The sequence below is a fragment of the Stenotrophomonas sp. YJH_SMC_14-1 genome, assembly GCF_059372275.1.
Window position 1 is genome coordinate 385,465 of sequence record NZ_JCAFVK010000002.1, and the last position, 23,103, is coordinate 408,567.

Below are 23,103 nucleotides of genomic sequence, written 5' to 3' on the forward strand. Positions count from 1 at the left end.
TATGATCTTGTGGGCGCCCCCCCGCATCTGGAGGTGGCGCGGATTCTACGCCCTGAGCGGCTCAGGGCCCTGTTCATTGCCGGCTCATTCGCCGCGTTCCAGTCGGGCGATCTCTTCGGCACGGGCGGCCAGGATCAGCGCAGCGGCGCGCGCCTGATCCAGTCCTTCGATGCCGAAGTCCATGACCTCGTCGGCGGCCAGGTCGGACAGGTCCTCGCTGGTACGCACGCCGTGGCCGGCCAGCGCATATGCGGTGGCTTCGTCCATGCCCTTCAGGGACAGCAGGTCCTGCGCCGGCTGGCCGTCTTCAAGGCCTTCTTCGACTGCCAGGGCCTCATTGAGCAGCGCATCGCGGGCACGAGCGCGCAGCTCTTCGACGATGTCTTCGTCGAAACCTTCCACGGCCAGCAGTTCGCCGACCGGGACATATGCGATTTCCTCGACGGTGCCGAAGCCTTCGCTGACCAGGATGCCGGCGATTTCCTCGTCCACTTCCAGCTTGTCCATGAACAGCTGGCGGGCCGAAGCCTGCTCGGCCTCCGACTTGGCGGTGACCTGGTCCTGGGTCATCACGTTGAGCTGCCAGCCGGTCAGGCGGCTGGCCAGGCGCACGTTCTGGCCGCCCTTGCCGATCGCCTGGGCCAGGCGATCTTCGGCAACGGCCAGGTCCATCGAGTGCTTGTCTTCATCGACGATGATCGACTGCACTTCGGCCGGCGCCATCGCGTTGATGACGAAGTTGGCGGGGTTGTCGTTCCACAGCACGATGTCCACTCGCTCGCCATTGAGCTCGTTGGACACGGCCTGCACGCGCGAACCGCGCATGCCGATGCAGGCACCGATCGGATCGGTGCGCTGGTCGTGGGCGAGCACGGCGATCTTGGCGCGGTCGCCCGGATCACGTGCGCAGGCCTTGATTTCCACCAGGCCCTGGCCGACTTCCGGCACTTCCAGCTTGAACAACTCGATCATGAATTCCGGGGCGGCGCGGCTGATGAACAGCTGCGGGCCACGGGGTTCCGAACGGACTTCGGCCAGGTAGCCGCGCACGCGGTCACCGGCGCGCAGCACGTCGCGCGGAATGCCCTTGTCCTTCGGAATGAAGCCTTCGGCATTGCCACCGAGGTCGACATAGATGTTGCCGCGCTCGGCGCGCTTGACCACACCGGTGATCAGTTCGCCGACGCGATCCTTCCACGCATCCACGACCTGCTGGCGCTCGGCTTCGCGCACACGCTGGACGATGACCTGCTTGGCGGCCTGGGCGGCGATGCGGCCGAAGTCCGGGTTCTCGATCTGCTCTTCGATGTAGTCGCCGACGTCCACGCCTTCGGCCTCGTCGACGGCGTCCATCAGGCGGATCTGGCGGTCCGGCGATTCCATGACCACGTCGTCGGCCACCACTTCCCAGCGGCGGAAGGTTTCGTAGCTGCCATCCTTGTGGTCGATGACCACGCGGGTCAGCACTTCCTCGTCGGGATAGCGCTTCTTCGCTGCCGAGGCCAGGGCGGCCTCGATGGCATCGAAGATCACTTCACGCGGCACGCCCTTCTCGTTGGCGACCGCGTCGACTACCAGCAACAGTTCCTTGCTCATTGGCTCACTCCGCGCGCGGCTTCTTTGCCGCCGGCTCGTTGGAAGAAGAATTCGTGTTCGGCTTCGGACGCTTCGGCGCCGGACCGGTCGGCTTGCTCGGGGCCAGCCCCAGCGCCACCCAGTCGGGCATGATCCGTGCCTTGTCGATGTTGTCGGCCGACACCACCACTTCGGTCTTGTCGACGATGAAGGTGATGGTGCCTGCGGCCTCGTCGGTCGCTTCGATACGGCCCTGCAGGCGACGACGGTTGTCCTGCGGCAGCTTCAGCGTGACCTTGGCCGATTCACCCTGGTGGCGAGCGAACTGCTCCAGGTTGAACAGCGGGCGATCCACGCCCGGCGAGGACACTTCCAGCGTGTAATTGCCGCTGATCGGGTCTTCGACGTCCAGCTGCGCCGACACTTCGCGGCTGACCCGCTCGCAGTCGTCGACATTGATGATGCGCTCGGGCTGTTCAGCCAGCGGCACGTCGATGTAAAGGCGCAGGGTCGCACCGCCGGGGGCCGGCAGATACTCAACGCCCAGCAGCTCCAGGCCCAGCGACACAACGGTCGGGGCGAGCAGATTCGCGATGTCGGTTGCCTTGTCGCTCACAGCCTGCCTTGATCTCTTGGTTGGGTGCCGGCCTTGGCCGGCGTGAAAACATGACGCCCCGGAAACGACAAAGGGCCCGCTGGGCCCCTTTTCCGGAAAGACTCCGGTGACTGGATTCCGGTTGCAACCTGCAGTGCCTGCCGGTTGCGGCCCTCCTTCCGGGTCCGGACTCCCGCCGGGAGGCCGCCTTCAGGGGTACTGCTAGGCCGCTGATGATAGCGGCTGCACCGCGCTGGTGCAAGGTGCGGGCCCGGGGTCAGATCCCTTTCCCGCGGAAAAGGGAGCTGACCCCGATCACGCAGAAACGACGCAGCCACCCAAAGAAAAACGCCTTCGAAGCAGGACTTCGAAGGCGATCTCTTTACTTGGTAGCGGGGGCAGGATTTGAACCTGCGACCTTCGGGTTATGAGCCCGACGAGCTGCCAGACTGCTCCACCCCGCATCAGAAGCGGAATTATGAGCGTTGGCTCCAAAAAATGCAAGCTTTCCCTCATTCATCAAACCGGTTGGCGCCGATCTGAAGTTGGTAGCGGGGGCAGGATTTGAACCTGCGACCTTCGGGTTATGAGCCCGACGAGCTGCCAGACTGCTCCACCCCGCACCGGTAGTGTTTGAACTGCTGCCCTGCTCTCTTTCGAGGAGGGCGACCGCAACGATGTTCTGGCTGAACCGCTGCAGTGACAACTCAGGCTGCGCATATTACACGAATCGCGCAGCTTTGTGTCAACTTTTATGCAAGATGCGCAAATGCCTGCTGGCACCAGACCATGATCGGGTTCCAGGCCAGGCCCAGCGCCAGCAGCGCCAGCGCGTTCACGCCCAGCACCAGGCCCAGCACGCGGTCGTTGCTGCGCGGCATGGCCTCGCCCACCGGCTCATCGAAGTACATGACCTTGATGACGCGCAGGTAGTAGAAGCAGCCGACCACGGCACACAGCACGCCGAGGATGGCCAGCCACAGCAGGCCCCCGTTGACGGCCGCGCCCAGCACCGCCAGCTTGGTCCAGAAGCCCAGGAACGGCGGAATGCCGGCCAGCGACGCCATGATGCACAGCACCAGGCCGGCCATCCACGGGTTGCGGGCATTGAGGCCCTTGAAGTCCTCGATGTTCTCGGCTTCGAAACCGGCACGCGACAGCGCGATGATCGCGCCGAAGGCGGCGGTGGACATGATGGCGTAGGCCAGTGCGTAGAACAGCGCGGCGGCATAGCCCTGCGCGCCACCACCGGCGATACCCATCAGCAGGAAGCCGATGTGCGAGACGGTGGAGAACGCCAGCATGCGCTTGAGGTTGCTCTGCGCGATGGCCATCAGGTTGCCGATGACCAGCGAGACCGCGGCCAGGCCGGCGATCAGCAGCTGCAGTTCAGTCGACAGCGGACCCACGCCCATTTCCAGCAGGCGGTAGGCCATGCCGAAGGCGGCCAGCTTCGGCGCCGAGCTGATGAACAGTGCGATCGGTGCCGGGGCACCCTGGTACACGTCCGGCAGCCACATGTGGAACGGTGCGGCGCCCAGCTTGAAGGCGACGCCGGCGATCATGAACACCGCACCGGTGATCAGCAGCACGCGCTCTTCCGAGTGCGGGATGGCGTCACGGATGACGTCCAGGTGCAGGCTGCCGGTGGCGCCGTAGATCAGAGACATGCCGTACAGCAGCAGGCCCGAGGCCAGCGAACCCAGCACGATGTACTTCATCGCTGCTTCCGAGGCCAGACCGTTCTCACGGTTACTGGCAACCAGTGCGTAGGAGCACAGCGCCAGCAGCTCCAGGCCCAGGTAGACCATCAGCAGGCTGCCGGCCGAGACCAGGATCATCATGCCGGCGGTGCCGAACAGGATCAGCACCGGGATCTCGCCCTGGAACAGGTTGCGGTCACGCAGGTAGCGCCAGCCGTAGACCAGGGTCAGGCCGCTGAGCAGCACGATCCCGGTCTTCATCACGTCCGCGGCAGTATCGCGCACGAACATGCCATGGAAGACCTCGCCCTGCCCGCCCACGCCGGTGGCCAGCATGAACAGCACCACGGCCAGCGCAGCGAGCGAGAACAGGTGGGTGACGATCTTGTTCCGGTTGCTGACGAACAGGTCGAGGATCATCAGGGCGAAGGCGCTGCCGATCAGCACCAGCTCGGGAGCGAGCGGTGGCAGGTCAGCGGCGGTCAATGGCAGCAGCGGCGAGGTGGTCATCATCAAATCCTGGAATTACAGCAGCTTGCTGGATGCGATCTGCATCGCCAGCTTCGCGATCGAGGGCTCCATCAGGTCGGTCAGCGGCTTGGGGTAGATGCCCAGGGCCAGCACGCCGATGGCGAACACGCCCAGCACCAGCCATTCGCGGCCGTTGATGTCCTTCAGTTCGGCCACGTGGCTGTTGGCCACTTCGCCGAAGAAGATGCGCTTGTACAGCCACAGGGTGTAGGCGGCGCCGATGATCAGGGTGGTGGCCGCGCCCAGTGCGATCCACGGATTACGCTGGAAGGCCGACAGGATGACCATGAACTCGCCGACGAAACCGCTGGTGCCCGGCAGGCCCGCATTGGCCATGAAGAACAGCATGGCGAAGGTGGCGAACCACGGCATCACGTTGACCACGCCGCCGTAATCGGCGATGCGGCGGCTGTGCATGCGGTCGTACAGCACGCCGACACAGGAGAACATCGCACCGGACACGAAGCCGTGCGAGATCATCTGCACCATGGCGCCCTGCAGGCCCAGGCGGGCAGCATCGGCGTTGCCGGCTTCACGCACCAGCCACAGGGCGATGAAGGTGCCCAGGGTGACGAAGCCCATGTGCGCGATCGACGAATAGGCGATCAGCTTCTTCATGTCGTCCTGCACCAGGGCGACCAGGCCGACGTAGATCACCGCGATCAGCGACAGCGCGATCACCAGCCAGGCCCATTCCTGCGACGCGTCCGGGACGATCGGCAGGTTGAAGCGCAGGAAGCCGTAGCCACCGATCTTCAGGGCGATGGCGGCCAGGATCACCGAACCGGCGGTCGGCGCTTCCACGTGGGCGTCCGGCAGCCAGGTGTGGACCGGGAACATCGGCACCTTGACCGCGAAGGCGATCAGGAAGGCAAAGAAGATCCAGGTCTGTTCCTTGGCCGACAGCGGCAGCGCGTACAGGTCGGCCAGCTGGAAGCTGCCGCCCTTCATGTACAGGTAGATCAGCGCCACCAGCATCAGCACCGAGCCGAGGAAGGTGTACAGGAAGAACTTCAGTGCTGCGTAGATGCGGCGCGGGCCACCCCAGACACCGATGATCAGGAACATCGGGATCAGCATGGCTTCGAAGAACACGTAGAACAGCATCGCGTCCGTCGCGGCGAAGATGCCGACGGTGACGCCTTCCAGGATCAGGAAGGCCGCCACGTACTGGTTGACGCGCTTGTCGATGGCGCTCCAGGCGCCGATCAGGGCAAGCACGCTGACCAGGGTGGTCAGCAGGATCAGCGCCACGGCAATGCCGTCCACGCCCAGGTTGTAGCCGATCTTGTACGCCGGGATCCAGGCATGGGTCTCGACGAACTGCAGGCCGTCGATGCCCGCGTTGTAGCCGCCCAGCAGCGAGAGGCTTGCAACGAAGGTGAGCACCGCGACGCCCAGCGACGCCCAGCGGGCAGTCTGTGCATCACGGATCGCAAGGATCAGGGCGCCACCGATGATCGGCAGCCAGATGAGGACACTGAGTAGAGGCCAGTTCGACACGTCTTCTTATTCCGTACAGGTCATCAACGCAGGTAATGCATCAGCACGCCCAGCAGGGCAATCAGGCCGATGATCATCGCGAAGGCGTAGTGATAGAGGAAACCGGATTGGGTACGACGCAGCACGCCGGCTGCAACGTCCACAACACGTGCCGAAAGATTGACCACGCCGTCGACGATGTTGCTGTCGATCCAGCGCGAGACCTTGCCCAGCTTGACGCTGCCACCGGCAAAGCCATCGATCCACAGCTTGTCGAAGCCGTACTTGTTTTCCAGCACCGAGACGATCGGGGCGAAGGTCTTGCGCGCCTTGCCCGAGAGGTCCGGCTTCCACAGGTAGAACAGCGCAGCCAGCAGGAAGCCCGCCAGGGTCAGCCAGAACGGCGGCAGCATCATGCCGTGCAGCGCGAACGCCACCGGGCCATGGAACTCTTCACCCAGGAACGCGACGGTGTTCTTGGCCGGATCGTAGAAGTCGACGATGCCGGTGAAGAACGTCTGTGCCTGGCCCTTGATCGCCTCGTGCGCATGGTGGCCGGCCCAGTCGGTGCCGTGCAGCATCGGACCGATGCTGAAGAAACCAATGGCGATCGACGGGATGGCCAGCAGGATCAGCGGCAGGGTCACCACCCACGGGGTTTCATGCGGTTCATGCGGACCGTGGCCGTGGTCGTCATGGGCATCGCCATGGTGGGCATCGGCGGCGTGGTGATCGTCATGGCCGTGGCCATGATCGTCGTGCGCGTCGCGGAAACGCTCCTTGCCGTGGAAGGTCATGAACAGCAGACGGAAGCTGTAGAAGCTGGTCACCAGCACGCCACCCAGCACGGCCCAGTAGCCATAGGTGGCCACCCAGCTGTTCTGCATGTGGGCGTGGATCTCGGCCGCCTCGATGATGGTGTCCTTCGAGTAGAAGCCGGAGAAGAACGGCGTACCAACCAGGGCCAGCGTACCGATCCACATGGTGATGAAGGTGATCGGCATGTACTTGCGCAGGCCGCCCATCTTGCGCATGTCCTGCTCGTGGTGCATCGCGATGATGACCGAGCCGGCGCCCAGGAACAGCAGGGCCTTGAAGAAGGCGTGGGTCATCAGGTGGAACACGGCGGCCGAGTAGGCCGACACGCCCAGGGCGACGGTCATGTAGCCCAGCTGCGACAGCGTGGAGTACGCGACGACGCGCTTGATGTCGTTCTGCACGATGCCGATCAGGCCGGTGAAGAACGCGGTGGTGGCACCGATGAACAGCACGAAGTTCAGCGCCGTCTGCGACAGCTCGAACAGCGGCGACATGCGGGTGACCATGAAGATACCGGCGGTCACCATCGTCGCGGCGTGGATCAGTGCCGAGATCGGGGTCGGGCCTTCCATCGAGTCCGGCAGCCACACGTGCAGCGGGACCTGGGCCGACTTGCCCATGGCGCCGATGAACAGGCAGATGCAGATGACGGTGGCGATCGACCAGATCACCGGCTCGTTCAGCAGCTGCATGCCCAGGATCGTGCCGTCCCAGATCTGCAGCTGGGCGCGCGGGTCAGCCAGCATGCCGGCCTGCGAGAACACCTGCGAGTAGTCCAGGGTGCCGAACACCCACAGCACGCCAGCGATGCCCAGCAGGAAGCCGAAGTCACCGACGCGGTTGACCAGGAACGCCTTCATGTTGGCGAAGATCGCGGTCGGGCGCTTGAACCAGAAGCCGATCAGCAGGTACGACACCAGGCCCACCGCTTCCCAGCCGAAGAACAGCTGCAGGAAGTTGTTGCTCATCACCAGGGTGAGCATCGAGAAGGTGAACAGCGAGATGTAGCTGAAGAACCGCTGGTAGCCCGGGTCGTCCTGCATGTAGCCGATCGTGTAGATGTGGACCAGCAGCGACACGAAGGTCACCACCACCATCATCATCGCGGTCAGCTTGTCGACCATGAAGCCGACGTGCGCCGAATACTGGCCGACTTCGAAGAACGTGTAGATGTTCTGGTTGAACGGCTGCGCGCCGCCCCACATCAGCTGGTAGAACGTGTACATCGACAGGCCGCAGGCTACCGCGACGCCGAGGATGGTGATGGTCTGCGCGCCGAAGCGCTTGACCTGGCGACCGAACAGGCCGGCGATGATGCTGCCGAACAGCGGTGCAAGCACCACTGCGATCAACAGACTCTTGGAGAGAGTGATTTCCATCTGTGGATCAGCCCTTCAACGAATCGACTTCGCCGACATTGATCGTGCGGCGGGTACGGAACAGGGTCACCAGGATCGCCAGGCCGATGGCGGCTTCCGCGGCGGCGACGGTCAGGATGAAGAACACGAACAGCTGGCCGGACGGATCGCCCAGCTGACGCGAGAAGCCGACGAAATTGATGTTCACCGACAGCAGCATCAGCTCGATCGACATCAGCAGGACGATGACGTTCTTCCGGTTGAGGAAGATGCCGGCCAGGCTGATGGCGAACAGCACCGCGCCAAGCGCAAGCATGTGGCCAAGGGTAATCACGGCTGGGTCTCCTCGCCGGTGGCCGGCTTGCTGTTGCTGTGCACGACCGGTGCTTCGGCGCCCATCTTGACCATGCGCAGGCGCTGGCCGGCCTTGACCATGGTCTGCTCACCCGGGTTCTGGCTCTTCACGCCGGTACGGCGACGCAGGGTCAGCATCACGGCGGCGACCACGGCCACGGTCAGGATGACGGCGGCGAACTCGAACGGCAGCAGGTATTCGGTGAACAGCGTGCGCGCCAGCCAGGTGACGTTGGAGCTGTCGGCAGCGACCGCAGCGGCGTTGTCGGCCGGGAACGGAGCGACCGCCCTGCCCTTCACGCCGATCAGGATCAGCATCTGCACCAGCATCGCCACTGCCACGATCAGGCCGACCGGCAGGTAACGCACCCAGCCTTCACGCATCTTGCTGGGGTCGATGTCCAGCATCATCACCACGAACAGGAACAGCACCATCACCGCGCCGACGTAGACCAGCACCAGCGCCACGCCGAGGAACTCGGCGCCCACCAGCAGCCACACGCAGGCAATGGAGAAGAAGGTCAGCACCAGGCACAGCACTGCATGCACCGGGTTGCGCACGCTGATCACCGCACCGGCCGAAACCGTTGCCGCGATGGCGAACACCCAGAAAGCGATATTTACCCAATCCATCTCTCGACCTCAGCGGTAAGCGGCATCGGCGGCACGACGCTCGGCGATCTCGTTTTCGAGACGATCGCCAAGGGCCAGCAGCTGCGGCTTGGTAACGATGTTTTCGCCACGGTTCTCGAAGTGGTACTCGAGGATGTGGGTTTCGACGATCGAGTCCACCGGGCAGCTTTCTTCGCAGAAGCCGCAGAAGATGCACTTGAACAGGTCGATGTCGTAGCGGGTGGTGCGGCGGGTGCCGTCCTCGCGCTTGGCCGAATCGATGGTGATGGCCAGGGCCGGGCACACCGCTTCGCACAGCTTGCAGGCAATGCAGCGCTCTTCGCCGTTAGGGTAGCGGCGCAGCGCGTGCAGGCCACGGAAGCGCGGCGACTGCGGGAACTTCTCCATCGGGTACATCATCGTGTACTTCGGCTTGAAGCTGTACTTCAGCGTCAGCCAGAGGCCCGCCAGCAGTTCGAGCAGCAGCAGGCTCTTGAAGTAATGGGTAATCCTGTTCATCACTTTAGACGCCCTTTTGAATCACGCCGAAGAACACCATGACGGCGGTAACCGCGATCCACAGAATGGCCAGCGGGATGAAGACCTTCCAGCCCAGGCGCATGATCTGGTCGTAGCGGAAGCGCGGGAAGCTGGCACGGAACCAGATGTAGGCACTGGCGAAGAAGAACACCTTGACGAACAGCCACGGTGCGCCGCCCTTCCAGATCCAGTCGACCAGCGGCGAGACATCGCCGAAGTTGACCCAGCCCTGGACCGGGCTCAGCCAGCCGCCGAGGAAGAAGATCGAGATCAGGAAGCTGATCAGGATCATGTTCGCGTATTCGGCCAGGAAGAACAGCGCGAAGGCACCGCCGGAGTATTCGACCATGTGGCCGGCGACGATTTCCGATTCGCCTTCCACCACGTCGAACGGCGCGCGGTTGGTTTCAGCCACGCCCGACACCCAGTAGATGACGAACAGCGGGAACAGCGGCAGCAGGAACCAGTCGAAGAAGCCGGAGCTGCCGGCCTGCGCCATCACGATATTGCTCAGGTTCAGGCTGCCAGCGGCGATCATCACGCCGACCAGGGCGAAGCCCATGGCGATTTCGTAGCTGATCATCTGCGCCGAGGCGCGCATGGCACCCAGGAACGCGTACTTCGAGTTGGACGCCCAACCGGCCAGGATGATGCCGTAGATGCCCAGCGAGGTCATCGCCAGCAGGTACAGCAGGCCGGCGTTGGCATTGGACAGCACGATCTGCGAATCGAAGGGGACCACCGACCAGGCCGCGAAGGCCGGGGCCAGGGTGATCAGCGGGGCCAGCAGGTAGATCGCCTTGTTGGCGCTGCTCGGCTGGACCACTTCCTTGAACAGCAGCTTGAAGACGTCGGCAAAGGCTTGGAAGATGCCCATGCCCACGTACATCGGGCCGTGGCGGACGTGCATCCAGCCGATCAGCTTGCGTTCCCAGACCACGTAGAAGGCCACTGAGATGATTACCGGAACGGTGATCACCAGGATCTTCAGGATGATCCAGATCAGCGCGCCGATGTCACCGAGGCCAAGCAGCCACTGGTGCAGCGGGTCGACCGCGTTCAACAGCAATTCGTTCATGCAGCCACCACCGTTACGCGAGCGGCACCCAGCGGCGCGGTCGCGCCGTGGCCCGATTCAATCCAGACCGAACCCGCAGCGACGCGGGCGTCGACCACCACCGGCAGGGTGGCCTTGCCGGCATCGGTGCCGACCTTGGCCATCTGCCCTTCCTGCAGCTGCAGGCGAGCGGCATCTTCAGCGTTCAGCACGATGCGCGGGGCGTTGTTGAGCGGATGCGACTGCAGCGCCGGGGCGCGACGGACCACCGCATCGGTGCGGTAGATCGCGGCGGTCGAAGCCACTTCCAGGCCTTCGCCGGCAACCACCGGCTGCGCCGAAGCGGCAACGGTGACCGACACCGGGGCCAGGCTGGCACGCAGGCCGGCAAGGTCGGTGAAGTCGAAACCGGTCAGCGCCATGTCGCCGCCCAGGGCGCGCAGCACGCGCCAGCCTTCACGGGCCTCGCCCGGCAGCTTGCCGCCGGCACGGGCCGACTGCTCGCGACCATCGAGGTTGGTCAGGGTGGCGTCGATTTCCGGCAGCGCACCGATCGGCAGGATCACGTCGGCGACGTCGCGGGTCGAGGCACAGGCGAACTGGCTGAAGGCCACCACCTGGGCACCGGCCAGCGCCTTGCGCGCGGCAGGTGCATCGGCGAAATCCAGGCCCGGCTCCAGGCCGTACACCACGTAGGCCTGGCGCGGCTGCGCCAGCATCGCGGCGACGTCCTTGCCGGCCGGCAGCACGCCGGCGCGGGTCAGGCCCACGGCGTTGGCGCCCTGCGGGATGCGGCACAGCTTGGCACCGGTGGCGGCGGCGAAGTCACGCGCGGCGGCGCGGATGGCGGCAGCCTGCGGGTGGTTTTCGGCGATGCCACCGACGATCAGCACGGTGTTGTTGCCGCCCTGCACCGCCGAACGCAGCTCGGCGTTGGCCAGCGCGTCGACGAACTTCGACGGTGCAACGATCTGCTTGCCGGCAATACTGAAGGCGAAGTCGAAGTCGACCGGATTGACGACGTGGATCTTCGCGCCCTTGGTGGTCTGCGCCTTGCGCAGGCGGGCGTGCAGCAGCGGCAGTTCGTGGCGGATGTTGCTGCCCAGAACGACGATGCGATCGGCACCTTCGATTTCGGCCAGCGGCAGGCCGAACACTTCGGCGGTTGCAGCGTCGGAGAAATCACGGTTGTTGATGCGGTGGTCGATATTGCTCGAGCCCAGGCCCTTGGCCAGGCGGGCCAGCAGCGCGCCTTCCTCGTTCGAGGTGGACGGATGCACCAGCACGCCCAGGTTGTCGCCCTGGTTGGCCTTGAGGATCTCGGCGGCCGCGGCCAGGCCTTCGGCCCAGCTCACTTCCTTCCACTCGCCATTGACCTTGCGCAGCGGCTTGACCGCACGGTCTTCGCTGTACAGGCCCTGGTGCGAGTAGCGGTCACGGTCGGACAGCCAGCACTCGTTCACCGCTTCGTTGTCGCGCGGCACGGTGCGCAGCACTTCGCCGCGACGCACGTGCAGGAACAGGTTCGAACCCATCGCGTCGTGGTAGCCCAGCGATTCGCGCGCGGTCAGTTCCCACGGGCGGGCGCGGAACTGGAACACCTTGTTGGTCAGTGCGCCGACCGGGCAGACGTCGACGACATTGCCGGACAGTTCGGTGGTCAGCGGCTTGCCGTCGAAGGTACCGATCTGCAGGTTCTCACCGCGGTACATGCCACCCAGTTCGTAGGTACCGGCGACGTCGGCGGTGAAGCGGACGCAGCGGGTGCACTGGATGCAGCGGGTCATCTCGGTGGCGACCAGCGGGCCCATGTCCTCGTCCGGGACCACGCGCTTGCGCTCGTTGAAGCGGCTGACCGAACGGCCATAGCCCAGCGAGACGTCCTGCAGTTCGCACTCGCCGCCTTGGTCGCAGATCGGGCAGTCCAGCGGGTGGTTGATGAGCAGGAACTCCATCACCGAGCGCTGGAACTTCAGTGCCTTCTCGCTGCGGGTGGCGACCTTCATGCCATCCATCACCGGAGTGGCGCAGGCCGGCGCCGGCTTCGGCGACTTTTCCACGTCCACCAGGCACATGCGGCAGTTGGCGGCGATCGGCAGCTTCTCGTGGTAGCAGAAGCGCGGAATCGAAATGCCGGCCTTGTCGGCCGCCTGGATGATCATCGAACCCTTGGGCACGACCAGGGACTTGCCATCGATTTCGATGGTCACGTGATCCGGTGGCACGTTCGGGTTTACGGGTTGCGCGCTCATGCGGCGGCTGCCTCCACCTTCTTGCCGTCAACCATCGAATGACCGTTGACGATGTAGTACTCGAATTCGTCCCAGAACTGGCGCAGGAAGCCCTGGATGGGCCATGCAGCCGCTTCACCGAACGCACAGATGGTGTGGCCTTCGATCTGGCCGGCCACCGCCTTCAGCTGGTGCAGGTCTTCCATCGTGGCCTTGCCGGCGACGATGCGCTCCAGCACGCGGTGCATCCAGCCGGTGCCCTCGCGGCACGGGGTGCACTGGCCACAGGATTCCTTGTGGAAGAACTGGCTGATACGGCAGGCGAACTTGACGCAGCAGACGCTGTCGTCCAGCACCACGATCGCACCCGAACCCAGGCCGGAGCCCAGCGCGCGGATGGTGTCGTAGTCCATCGGCAGGTCCTTCAGCTCGGCCGCGGTCAGCACCGGCATCGACACGCCGCCCGGGATCGCGCCCTTCAGCGTGCGGCCCGGACGCAGGCCACCGGCCATTTCCAGCAGGTCGTGGAATTTGGTGCCGAGCGGCACTTCGAAGTTGCCGCCATTCTGCACGCAGCCGGACACCGAGAAGCACTTAGGACCGCCGTTGGCGGTCAGGCTCAGGCCCTTGAACCACTCCGGACCGTTGCGGATGATCGCCGGCACCGAACCATAGGTTTCGGTGTTGTTGATCGTCGACGGCTTGCCATACAGGCCGAAATTGGCCGGGAACGGCGGCTTGTAGCGCGGCTGGCCCTTCTTGCCCTCCAGCGATTCCATCAGCGCAGTTTCTTCGCCGCAGATGTACGCGCCGGCGCCCAGCGCGCCGTAGATGTCGATGTCCACGCCACTGCCGAGGATGTTCTTGCCCAGCCAGCCGTTCGCATAGGCGTCGGCCAGGGCCTGCTCGAAGTGCTCGAACGGCTCGTGGTGGAACTCACCGCGCAGGTAGTTGTAACCCACGGTCGAACCGGTGGCGTAGCAGGCGATCGCCATGCCTTCCACCACCGAATGCGGGTTGTAGCGCAGGATGTCGCGGTCCTTGCAGGTGCCCGGCTCGGATTCGTCCGAGTTGCAGAGGATGTACTTCTGCATGTTGCCCTTGGGCATGAAGGACCACTTCAGGCCGGTCGGGAAGCCTGCGCCACCGCGGCCGCGCAGGCCCGAGGCCTTGACCATCTCGATGACCTGCTCCGGCGGGATCTTCTCTTCGAGGATCTTGCGCAGGGCGGCGTAGCCACCGGTCTTCAGGTAGCTTTCGTACGACCACGGGGTGTCGTAATGCAGGGTGGTGTAGACCACCTGGTGCGGCAGCGGCGCGGGACCGACCGGACCCTTGGATTCGTGGTGATGTGCCATGCCCTTACTCCAGCCCGTCCAGCAGCTCGTCGACCTTTTCCAGGGTCAGACGCTCATGGTAGTGACCGTTGATGACCATCATCGGCGCGCCACCGCAGCCGGCCAGGCACTCTTCCTCGCGCTTGAGGTAGACGCGGCCGTCCGGGGTCGATTCACCGTGCTTGATGCCCAGCTTCTTCTCGCAATGGCGGACGATGTCCTCGGCGCCATTGAGCCAGCAGCTGATGTTGGTGCAGATGGCCACGTTGTTGCGGCCCACCTTCTCGGTCTCGAACATCGAGTAGAAGCTGGCGACCTCGTAGGCCCACACCGGCGGCAGGTCGAGGTACTTGGCCACGCCGGCGATCAGCTCGTCGGTCAGCCAGCCCTGGTTCTGCTCTTGGGCCGCATGCAGGCCCTGCAGCACGGCAGAGCGCTTGCGGTCCGGCGGGAACTTGGACAGCCAGTGATCGATGTGAGCGCGGGTCTTGTCGCTCAGCACCACCATCGGGTCGACGTCGCGCGCCGCCTCGAAATTACCTGTCGCCTTCATCGGCCGACCTCAGCGAAATGCATAACGTGAAATTCCAGAAACTGCGGCGCCGGCTTGCGCCGGCTGCCTGCAGCGGGCGTTGGCGTGGCGGACGGCATTACCGGTCAACCTCGCCGAACACCAGGTCGTAGGTACCGATCATCGCCACCACGTCGGCCAGCATGTGGCCGCGCACGACCGAATCGATCGAGGACAGGTGGGCGAAGCCCGGCGCACGCAGGTGCACGCGGAACGGCTTGTTGGCGCCATCGGAGACCAGGTAGCAGCCGAACTCGCCCTTCGGGGCTTCCACCGCCGAGTAGGTCTCGCCGGCCGGCACGCAGTAGCCTTCGCTGAACAGCTTGAAGTGGTGGATCAGCGCTTCCATGTCGTCCTTCATGTCCTCGCGCCTGGGCGGAGCGACCTTGAAGTTCTTGACCATGACCGGGCCGGGGTTGGCCTTCAGCCATGCCACGCATTGCTTGATGATGCGGTTGGACTCGCGCATTTCGGCAACGCGGACCAGGTAGCGGTCGTAGCAGTCGCCTTCCTTGCCCAGCGGGATGTCGAAATCGACGGCATCGTACTTGGCGTACGGGCGCTTCTTGCGCAGGTCCCAGGCGACGCCCGAGCCACGCAGCATCACGCCGGTCATGCCCCACTGGTGCGCCAGTTCCGGCGTCACCACGCCGATGCCGACGGTACGCTGCTTCCAGATACGGTTGTCGGTCAGCAGGGTTTCGTATTCGTCGATGCGCTTGGGGAACTCGACGGTGAAGTTCTCCAGGAAGTCCAGCAGCGAGCCCTCGCGCGAAGCATTGAGCTGCTTCAGCGCCTTGCCCTTGTGCCAGCGCGACTCCTTGTACTTTGGCATGTGGTCCGGCAGGTCGCGGTAGACACCGCCCGGACGGTAGTACGCCGCGTGCATGCGTGCGCCGGAGACTGCTTCATAGCAGTCCATCAGCTCTTCGCGCTCGCGGAAGGCGTACAGCATCACCGCCATCGCACCCAGGTCGAGCGCGTTGGAGCCCAGCCACATCAGGTGGTTGAGGATGCGGGTGATCTCGTCGTACATGGTGCGGATGTACTGCGCACGCTCCGGCGCCTCGATGCCCATCAGGGTCTCGATCGCGCGCACGTAGGCGTGCTCGTTGCACATCATCGACACGTAATCCAGGCGATCCATGTAACCGATCGACTGGTTGAACGGCTTGGACTCGGCCAGCTTTTCGGTACCACGGTGCAGCAGACCCACGTGCGGGTCGGCGCGCATGATGGTTTCGCCGTCCATTTCCAGGATCAGGCGCAACACACCGTGAGCGGCCGGATGCTGCGGGCCGAAGTTCATGGTGTAGTTGCGGATTTCCTGCCGGCTTTCAGCGGCGTTGCTGGCGAATGCTTCGCCGGCCTGGTGTACGTGGCTCACTTCACTGCCTCCTGCGCGCGCTCACCTTCTGCGGTCTGCAGACGGGCGTCGTCGCGGATCACGCGCGGCACGCCGACACGCGGCTCCACCGAGGTGACCGGTTCGTAGATCACGCGCTTCTTTTCTTCGTCGTAGCGGACTTCGACATTGCCGATCAGCGGGAAGTCCTTGCGGAACGGATGGCCGACGAAACCGTAGTCGGTCAGGATCCGGCGCAGGTCCGGGTGGCCTTCGAAGATCACGCCGTACAGGTCGAACGCTTCGCGCTCGAACCAGTTCAGGCCCGGCCAGATGCCGGTCAGCGAGGACACCACCGGCAGTGCTTCGTCAGGGGCGAAGCAGCGCAGGTGCATCATCAGGTTGTGCTGGTATGAGCGCAGCTGGGCGACCACGGCGAAACGCTGGGTCGGCATGTGCTGCGGGCGGGCACCGTCGGCACCGTTCTCCTCGGTGGGGAACTCACCCCACGCGAAACGGCCCTGGGCCTTGCCTTCGACGCCACGGCTGAAGCCCTGCGAGGACACGTCGGCGGTGTCCCATTCGTCGGAGCCATAACCCAGGTAATCGACGCCGCAGAGATCCACGGCCTGCTCGAAACCAAACTCGTCACGCAGCGCCAGGGCGGTGGCGTGCCACTCGGCGGCAGGCACTTCCAGCGTCACTTCGCCGCGGGGTTCGACCACGATGACCTTCGCACCAGCGAAACGTGCGGAGAGTCGGTCGATGAAGGATGCTTGCTCTGCCATGGGGGCTTGGCGCGCTCTTGTCAGGTGAAGGGGTCAGCGGGCGATGGTCTGTGTACGCCAGATCTTCTTCTGCAGCTGCAGGATCCCGTACACCAGCGCCTCGGCGGTCGGCGGGCAACCCGGGACGTAGACGTCCACCGGCACCACGCGATCACAGCCGCGCACGACAGAATAGGAGTAGTGGTAATAGCCGCCACCATTGGCGCAGCTACCCATCGAGATGACCCACTTCGGGTCCGGCATCTGGTCGTAGACCTTGCGCAGCGCCGGGGCCATCTTGTTGACCAGGGTACCGGCCACGATCATCACGTCGGACTGGCGCGGCGACGGGCGGAACACCACGCCGTAGCGGTCAAGGTCCAGGCGCGCGGCGCCGGCGTGCATCATCTCGACCGCGCAGCAGGCCAGACCGAAGGTCATCGGCCACATCGAGCCGGTGCGCGCCCAGTTCAGCAGTGCATCGACGCTGGTGGTGACGAAGCCCTTTTCCAGCAGCGGGTTGTCGCCTTCCGGCCGCAGGATGTCATCAACCCGGCCTTCCGGCGTGGGGTTGTTCATGAGGCCATCGAGAGTCTGAATCACTCCCATTCCAGCGCTCCCTTCTTCCAGACGTAAATGAAACCGAGGAACAGCATGCCGACGAACAGACCCATGGTGACGAGCGAACGCGCGCCCAGCTCCATGAAGACCTGGGTCCACGGCACGATGAAGATGATTTCCAGGTCGAAGACGATGAACTGGATCGCGATCAGGTAGTAGCGCACGTCGAACTTCATGCGCGCGTCTTCGAAGGCCTCGAAGCCGCACTCGTACGGCGACAGCTTTTCCAGATCGGGGCGGCGGGGACCGAGGAATCGACCAACCAGCATCAGCGTAATGCCGATACCGGTGGCAACGATCAGAAACAGCAGAGACGGCAAATATTCGGCCAGCACAGCGATTCTCTCTTGCCTCTGCCGCTGCGCCTGCAGGCGCTTTGGCATGGGGGAGTGGACGGGAATCTACCTGGCGCCTTGCGCGCCAGGTGAACCCGCTTTACTTACAAATGGTGCCCAAGAGGGGACTCGAACCCCTACGACCTAAGTCGCTACCACCTCAAGGTAGTGCGTCTACCAATTCCGCCACCTGGGCAAACGATCACATCAGACTATCTTCCCGATGCGCCGCGTATTGTAACCGGCTTCAGTGTTTCTGGGAGCCTTCCGAAGGCTTTTCTTCACCAGAAACCGAAGATTCCGCCTGAGCCGGCACATTCGCGGCCGGAACCGGGGCGGCCGGGACCGCATCAGCCTTCGGAACGGCCGGCAATTCGCCTGCCGGAGCCGCCGGAGCGACCGCCGCCGGAGCGGACATCAAGCCCAGATCCTGGTCGGCCGCCGGACGACTGCCATGACCGGCATACCAGGCCATGAAGAGGCTGATGCCGAAGAACACGACGGCCAGCCACTTGGTCGACTTGGACAGGAAGTTCGAGGCGCCACGCGCACCGAACACCGTACCCGAGGCGCCGGCACCAAAGCCCGAACCCGCCGCCGCACCCGAGCCACGCTGCATCAGGATCAGCGCGATCATGGCCACAGCGACCAGCACGTAGACGACATTGAGGATCAACATCAGCATTGGAAACCGCCCTCGGACAATACTTCTAGGATTAGTTCGCGGCCGCCGCCCTTGCGATGGCCAGGAAGTCCGCGGCCACCAGGGAGGCGCCGCCGACCAGCCCACCATCGACATCCGGCTGCGCGAACAGTTCCCCGGCATTGTCGGGCTTCACGCTACCGCCGTAAACAATGGGCAGTGAATCAGCGATTCTAGCATCGATACGCGCGACTTGGCCACGGATGAACGCGTGCACCTGCTGTGCCTGCTCCTTGGTGGCGGTACGGCCGGTACCGATGGCCCAGACCGGCTCATAGGCGACCACGGCCCGGGCGAAACCGGCCGCGCCGACCAGCTCCAGCACCGGTGCCAGCTGGCTGGCGATGACCGCTTCGGTCTGCCCGGCCTCGCGCTGTTCCAGGGTCTCGCCCACGCACAGCACCGGCACCAGGCCGGCGTGCTGGGCGGCGGCGAACTTGCGCGCGACCAGCTCGCTGCTCTCGTGGTGGTACTGGCGGCGCTCGGAATGGCCGACCAGGCCATAGCGGGCCCCGACCTCGACCAGCATGGCCGCGCAGACCTCGCCGGTGTAGGCGCCCTTCTCGTTGCTGCTCACGTCCTGCGCGCCAAAGGCCAGGCCGGTCTCGCCGAAGTCCTCGACCAGCTCCCCCAGGTACGGCAGCGGCGGCAGGATCACCACGTCCACCCCCTCCAGCGGCAGCCCGGCAGCCACCTGCCCCAGCAGTTCATTGGCGAATTGACGGCTGCCATGCAGCTTCCAGTTTCCGGCGACGATCTTGCGGCGCATGAGCGGGTGGCTCCTGTATGAAGTCAGCCGGTCATGATACCTGCTGCGGCAAAAATCCGTTTCCTTGTAAGCGGTTACATGGATTTTCAGCCAACGGCGCAGCCCCTCGTGACGGGGGGCGGGTTCGGTCGCGTATCACCGGTTGGATTGGTGAGCTTGGCCGGGCGGGTGGGGATGCCGGGGGTCGCCGTAAACCCGTCCCTGAGGGCTTGGCCGCGGCATCCATGCCGCGGACACCCCCGCCATCCCCACCCGCCCGGCCTCTGACACAGTCCGGCGGTTCCGCCCGCCACGGAAAGAAAAAAGAAGAGCAAGAGCAAAGGCAAAAGCTGCATTCCGGGTTGCTGCTGGCTGGACCAACCCCTACCCCACTTCGAACAGAGATATCTCATCCACGCATGGCGTGGATCTACCGCGTCGACCAAGGTCGACACCCACCGGGAATCGCGATTTACCCACCGTCACCGGGAAACTGTCGAAGGCGGGGAGGTGTGGGTTGGCAGGACCGTTGGCGCCATGGATGGCGCCATCGAGCCCCCAGGGGTGAGGGCGCTTTGCTTGCGAAGCACTGCTTCGCAAGCGCCCGAACGCACAGCCGCCAGCGGCTGGGCCGGTCTGGGGGTTCACGGCGTGTCCTGCCAACCCACACCGCCCCGCCCAACACGCAGAAACCCAGAGCCGCTTTGGCTTTGGACTTGCCGGCCAGCGGCCGGCACTACCGCGGGTGCAGGGTGCAACCCTGCAAAGACAAAGGCCGCCTTTCGGCGGCCTCACTTTTCTTTACTTCAGCTTGATCTCGCGCAGGCGCTCCTCGAGGAAGCCGTGGGCGGTGATCGGCTCCGGGTACCGGCTCGGATTCTCCGGGGTGATGCACGAGGGCAGCACGTCGATCAGGAAATCCGGGTTCGGGTGCAGGAAGAACGGCACCGAGTAACGCGGCTGGCGGGCCAGCTCGCCCGGGGGGTTGACCACGCGATGGATCGTCGACGGGTACACATGGTTGGTCAGGCGCTGCAGCATGTCGCCGATGTTGACCACGATGGTGTCCGCGTCCGAGGTGAACGGCACCCACTCGCCCTCATGCGACTGCACCTCCAGGCCCGCGGCGCTGGCGCCGACCAGCAGGGTGATGAAGTTGATGTCGCCATGCGCGCCGGCACGCACGTTCGGGATGTCGTCGGTGGTGATCGGCGGGTAGTGGATCGGGCGCAGGATCGAGTTGCCGAAGTTGGTCTTGTCGGCGAAGAAGTCTTCCGGCAGGCCGATGTGCAGGGCCAGCGCGGACAGCACGCGCGAACCCAGGTTGTCCAGCGCCTGGTACAGGCCGTAGCCGCGCTCACGGAAGCCCTCGACCTCGGTCGGCCACAGGTTCGGTGCCATCACGTCGCGGTACTTGGAGTCGTCGGCGATTTCACGACCGATGTGCCAGAACTCCTTCAGGTCGAAGTGCTTGGAGCCCTTCGCGGTTTCCACGCCGAACGGGGTATAGCCGCGGGCGCCGCCGCTGCCGGCCACGTGGTACTTGCGCTTGACCTCTTCCGGCAGGGCGAAGAAGGCCTTGAAGGCATCGTAGGCCGCGTCGATGTCGGCCTGCGGAATGCCGTGGTTGCGGATGCCCGCGAATCCCCATTGGCGGTAGGCCGCGCCCAGCTCGGCCACGAAGGCCTCGCGGTCGCTGTCGAAACGGGTGATGTCGAGGGTGGGGATCTGGCTCACAGCAATTCCTGGCTTGTCATTGGGTCTGGGGGGCCTGCGCATTCATGGCCCGCCTGAACATTGTGACAGATCACCCGGCGGACGCTACTCGATCCTCGGAAACAAATCGATACAATGCGCGACCTGCGCATAATTTAACGAATCCATCACGTTGGCAGCGCAAGCCCCGACCGCGCCTCCCCGACCCGACGCACCATGCCCGACGCCCCAGCCGCCATCGCCCTTCCCTCTGCGGGCCCTGCCCTTCGCTGGCGCCGGCTTGCGTGGTGGTCCCTGTTCGTCCTGGGCAATGCGCTGCTGGCGACGATGATCACCCTCGGCAACGTGCCGCTGTACGACAACCCGGGCGGCCACCAGGGCCTGGCCTATCTCGCGATTGCCCTGCCCGGGCACCTGCTCGCCTTCGGCGCGCTGGCCGGCGCGCTGCCACTGCTGCTGGGCCTGTGGCCGCGCAGCGCGCGCACGCTGAGCATCAGTGCGGTACTGCTGCAGGGCTTGTGGTTGTGCCTGCTGCTGGTCGACGCCAAGGTGTTCACTCTGTACCGCTTCCACCTCAATGCCATGGTCCTGAACATGGTGTTCGGCGGCGCCCTGCAGGACCAGGTTGCGTTGTCGTGGAAGACCTGGGTGCAGGTCGGCCTGCTGGTGGCGGCCATTTTCACCGCCGAGGGCATCCTGGCCTGGGCGTGCTGGAAGCTGCTGCCGGCCGCGCCCCGCCGGCGCAGGGTGCTGCAGGCCTGGGCGGTGGTCGCCCTGCTGATGGCGAGCGGCCAGGTGGCCACCGCCTACTACGACGCACGCGGCGACCGTGACGTGATTGCCCAGTGGAACTACCTGCCCTGGGCCCAGCCGATCACCGCCAAGAGCTTCATGCGCAGGCTGGGCGTGGTCAGTGAACAGCAGGTCGGCCTGCCCGATCCTCGCCATGCGCAGCTGCTGTATCCGCTGCAGCCACTGCGCTGCCAGAGCCCACAGCGGCCCAATGTACTGATGGTCGTGCTGGAATCGCTGCGCCACGATGCGCTTACTCCGCAGATCATGCCGAACACCTCGGCACTGGCGGCCTCCGCTCGTGTCTACGACCGCCATTTCAGCACGGGCAACGCCACCCGCTATGGCCTGTTCGGCCTGCTCTACGGCCTGCCGGGCGGCTACTGGCAAAGCATGCTTGACGAACAGCGCGGCTCACAGCTGTTCAAGGTGCTGGGCCAGCAGGGGTACGACCTGCATCTGTACGGCAGCGCGCCGATGTACAGCCCGGAATTCGACCGCACTGCATTTGCGGACGTCCGCGACCAGCTGCACCAGGGCCCGCCCGGTCTGGGTTCGGAAGGCCGTGACAGCAGCATCGTGGCCTCGCTTCAGAAGGACATCCGTGCAAGCCAGGCAGCGCACACGCCGTGGTTCGGCTTCGTCTTCCTCGATTCCACCCATGCGCCCTACCACGTGCCCGCAGGCTACCCGCCGCTGGCGACCCCGATGGCGCAGGAAATCGACTTCCTCAGGTTCGGTCCGGACCACGACCCGGCCCCGGAACTGAACCGTTACCGGACCGCCGTGCATTACGCCGACAGCCTCGTCGGCACCCTGCTGGACGATCTGCGCGCGCAGGGCCTGGATCAGAACACCATCGTCCTGGTCACCGGCGACCACGCCGAGGAGTTCAACGACCTGAAGCTGAACTACTGGGGCCACAACGGCAACTTCTCCGACTACCAGCTGCAGGTACCGTTCGTGCTGCACTGGCCCGGCCAGCCCAGCGGCCATGAGACACGCACCAGTTCACATGAGGACTGGGTGCCGACGTTGATGCGCCACGCCCTGGGCTGCGAGAACGCACTGAGCGACTTCAGCACCGGCCAGGATCTGCTGGCCGAACCCGCAGGCGAGCGCGCACTGGTGGTGGAAAGCTGGTCACAACGCGCCGTCCGCCATGGCGATGCCATCTACGTGTTCGACAAGTTCGGCAACGCCACCGCGCTCGACCGGCACTACCGCCCGCTGCCGCGCCAGGCACCGGATGCCGGCGCCGTCCGTACCGCATGGGAAGCGCTGACCCGCTTCCGCAACCGCTGACCACAG

20 protein-coding genes and 3 tRNA genes are annotated in these 23,103 nt (G+C 64.8%); 1 reads left to right on the top strand and 22 read right to left on the bottom strand.

Annotation, left to right across the window (positions count from 1 at the left end; genetic code table 11):
- Positions 1-84 precede the first annotated feature (84 nt).
- From nusA to AC5P9P_RS06920, 22 genes are all read right to left on the bottom strand, one after another.
- Positions 85-1,596, bottom strand: coding sequence for a transcription termination factor NusA (nusA, locus tag AC5P9P_RS06815; RefSeq protein WP_005410449.1), 1,512 nt, complete (start codon positions 1,594-1,596; stop codon positions 85-87).
- A 4-nt stretch (positions 1,597-1,600) separates the two neighbouring features.
- Positions 1,601-2,191, bottom strand: coding sequence for a ribosome maturation factor RimP (gene rimP, locus AC5P9P_RS06820; protein ID WP_005410450.1), 591 nt, complete (start codon positions 2,189-2,191; stop codon positions 1,601-1,603).
- A gap of 366 nt (positions 2,192-2,557) precedes the next feature.
- A tRNA-Met gene (locus tag AC5P9P_RS06825) sits at positions 2,558-2,634 on the bottom strand.
- Positions 2,635-2,716: 82 nt separating this feature from the next.
- Positions 2,717-2,793: transfer RNA gene (locus AC5P9P_RS06830), tRNA-Met, on the bottom strand.
- A gap of 129 nt (positions 2,794-2,922) precedes the next feature.
- Complete coding sequence (gene nuoN / locus AC5P9P_RS06835; RefSeq protein ID WP_005410451.1) at positions 2,923-4,383, bottom strand: NADH-quinone oxidoreductase subunit NuoN; 1,461 nt, start codon at positions 4,381-4,383, stop codon at positions 2,923-2,925.
- 15 nt (positions 4,384-4,398) lie between these two features.
- On the bottom strand, positions 4,399-5,907 hold the full coding sequence (locus AC5P9P_RS06840; RefSeq protein ID WP_033835600.1) for an NADH-quinone oxidoreductase subunit M: 1,509 nt from the start codon (positions 5,905-5,907) through the stop codon (positions 4,399-4,401).
- Between the two features lie 23 nt (positions 5,908-5,930).
- Entirely contained in the window at positions 5,931-8,084 is a 2,154-nt protein-coding gene (gene nuoL / locus AC5P9P_RS06845; protein ID WP_111108821.1) for an NADH-quinone oxidoreductase subunit L, read from the bottom strand.
- Positions 8,085-8,091: 7 nt separating this feature from the next.
- The gene (nuoK, locus tag AC5P9P_RS06850; RefSeq protein WP_005410454.1) at positions 8,092-8,397 is read right to left on the bottom strand and encodes an NADH-quinone oxidoreductase subunit NuoK; all 306 of its coding nucleotides are present in this window, start codon (positions 8,395-8,397) and stop codon (positions 8,092-8,094) included.
- The gene (locus AC5P9P_RS06855; protein WP_033835602.1) at positions 8,394-9,050 is read right to left on the bottom strand and encodes an NADH-quinone oxidoreductase subunit J; all 657 of its coding nucleotides are present in this window, start codon (positions 9,048-9,050) and stop codon (positions 8,394-8,396) included. The genes nuoK and AC5P9P_RS06855 overlap by 4 nt, the downstream gene beginning before the upstream one ends.
- Positions 9,051-9,059: 9 nt before the next feature.
- Positions 9,060-9,548 carry an NADH-quinone oxidoreductase subunit NuoI gene (nuoI, locus tag AC5P9P_RS06860; protein ID WP_005410456.1) on the bottom strand — a complete coding sequence of 163 codons (489 nt, stop codon included), beginning with the start codon at positions 9,546-9,548 and terminating at the stop codon, positions 9,060-9,062.
- 4 nt (positions 9,549-9,552) lie between these two features.
- Positions 9,553-10,647 carry an NADH-quinone oxidoreductase subunit NuoH gene (nuoH, locus tag AC5P9P_RS06865; protein WP_005410457.1) on the bottom strand — a complete coding sequence of 365 codons (1,095 nt, stop codon included), beginning with the start codon at positions 10,645-10,647 and terminating at the stop codon, positions 9,553-9,555.
- On the bottom strand, positions 10,644-12,878 hold the full coding sequence (nuoG, locus tag AC5P9P_RS06870; protein WP_049453191.1) for an NADH-quinone oxidoreductase subunit NuoG: 2,235 nt from the start codon (positions 12,876-12,878) through the stop codon (positions 10,644-10,646). Before nuoG ends, nuoH begins: the two co-directional genes overlap by 4 nt.
- Complete coding sequence (nuoF, locus tag AC5P9P_RS06875) at positions 12,875-14,215, bottom strand: NADH-quinone oxidoreductase subunit NuoF (protein WP_010486436.1); 1,341 nt, start codon at positions 14,213-14,215, stop codon at positions 12,875-12,877. Before nuoF ends, nuoG begins: the two co-directional genes overlap by 4 nt.
- A gap of 4 nt (positions 14,216-14,219) precedes the next feature.
- Positions 14,220-14,747: an NADH-quinone oxidoreductase subunit NuoE gene (gene nuoE, locus AC5P9P_RS06880; RefSeq protein ID WP_005410460.1), complete on the bottom strand. Its 528-nt coding sequence runs from the start codon at positions 14,745-14,747 to the stop codon at positions 14,220-14,222.
- 97 nt (positions 14,748-14,844) lie between these two features.
- Entirely contained in the window at positions 14,845-16,152 is a 1,308-nt protein-coding gene (locus AC5P9P_RS06885) for an NADH-quinone oxidoreductase subunit D (protein WP_033835604.1), read from the bottom strand.
- Positions 16,149-16,898: an NADH-quinone oxidoreductase subunit C gene (locus AC5P9P_RS06890; protein ID WP_005410462.1), complete on the bottom strand. Its 750-nt coding sequence runs from the start codon at positions 16,896-16,898 to the stop codon at positions 16,149-16,151. Before AC5P9P_RS06890 ends, AC5P9P_RS06885 begins: the two co-directional genes overlap by 4 nt.
- Before the next feature lie 33 nt (positions 16,899-16,931).
- Positions 16,932-17,486, bottom strand: coding sequence for a NuoB/complex I 20 kDa subunit family protein (locus AC5P9P_RS06895; RefSeq protein WP_005410463.1), 555 nt, complete (start codon positions 17,484-17,486; stop codon positions 16,932-16,934).
- On the bottom strand, positions 17,477-17,833 hold the full coding sequence (locus AC5P9P_RS06900) for an NADH-quinone oxidoreductase subunit A (protein WP_005414075.1): 357 nt from the start codon (positions 17,831-17,833) through the stop codon (positions 17,477-17,479). Before AC5P9P_RS06900 ends, AC5P9P_RS06895 begins: the two co-directional genes overlap by 10 nt.
- A gap of 111 nt (positions 17,834-17,944) precedes the next feature.
- A tRNA-Leu gene (locus tag AC5P9P_RS06905) sits at positions 17,945-18,029 on the bottom strand.
- Positions 18,030-18,080: 51 nt separating this feature from the next.
- Positions 18,081-18,518 carry a preprotein translocase subunit SecG gene (secG, locus tag AC5P9P_RS06910; RefSeq protein WP_005410465.1) on the bottom strand — a complete coding sequence of 146 codons (438 nt, stop codon included), beginning with the start codon at positions 18,516-18,518 and terminating at the stop codon, positions 18,081-18,083.
- 31 nt (positions 18,519-18,549) lie between these two features.
- Entirely contained in the window at positions 18,550-19,305 is a 756-nt protein-coding gene (gene tpiA / locus AC5P9P_RS06915) for a triose-phosphate isomerase (RefSeq protein WP_033835605.1), read from the bottom strand.
- 780 nt (positions 19,306-20,085) lie between these two features.
- Positions 20,086-21,063: an isopenicillin N synthase family dioxygenase gene (locus tag AC5P9P_RS06920; RefSeq protein ID WP_005410467.1), complete on the bottom strand. Its 978-nt coding sequence runs from the start codon at positions 21,061-21,063 to the stop codon at positions 20,086-20,088.
- 153 nt (positions 21,064-21,216) lie between these two features.
- Between AC5P9P_RS06920 and AC5P9P_RS06925 the strand changes: the two genes are divergently transcribed.
- Positions 21,217-23,097, top strand: a complete 1,881-nt coding sequence (locus tag AC5P9P_RS06925; RefSeq protein WP_049432028.1) for a DUF3413 domain-containing protein — start codon at positions 21,217-21,219, stop codon at positions 23,095-23,097.
- Positions 23,098-23,103 lie beyond the last annotated feature (6 nt).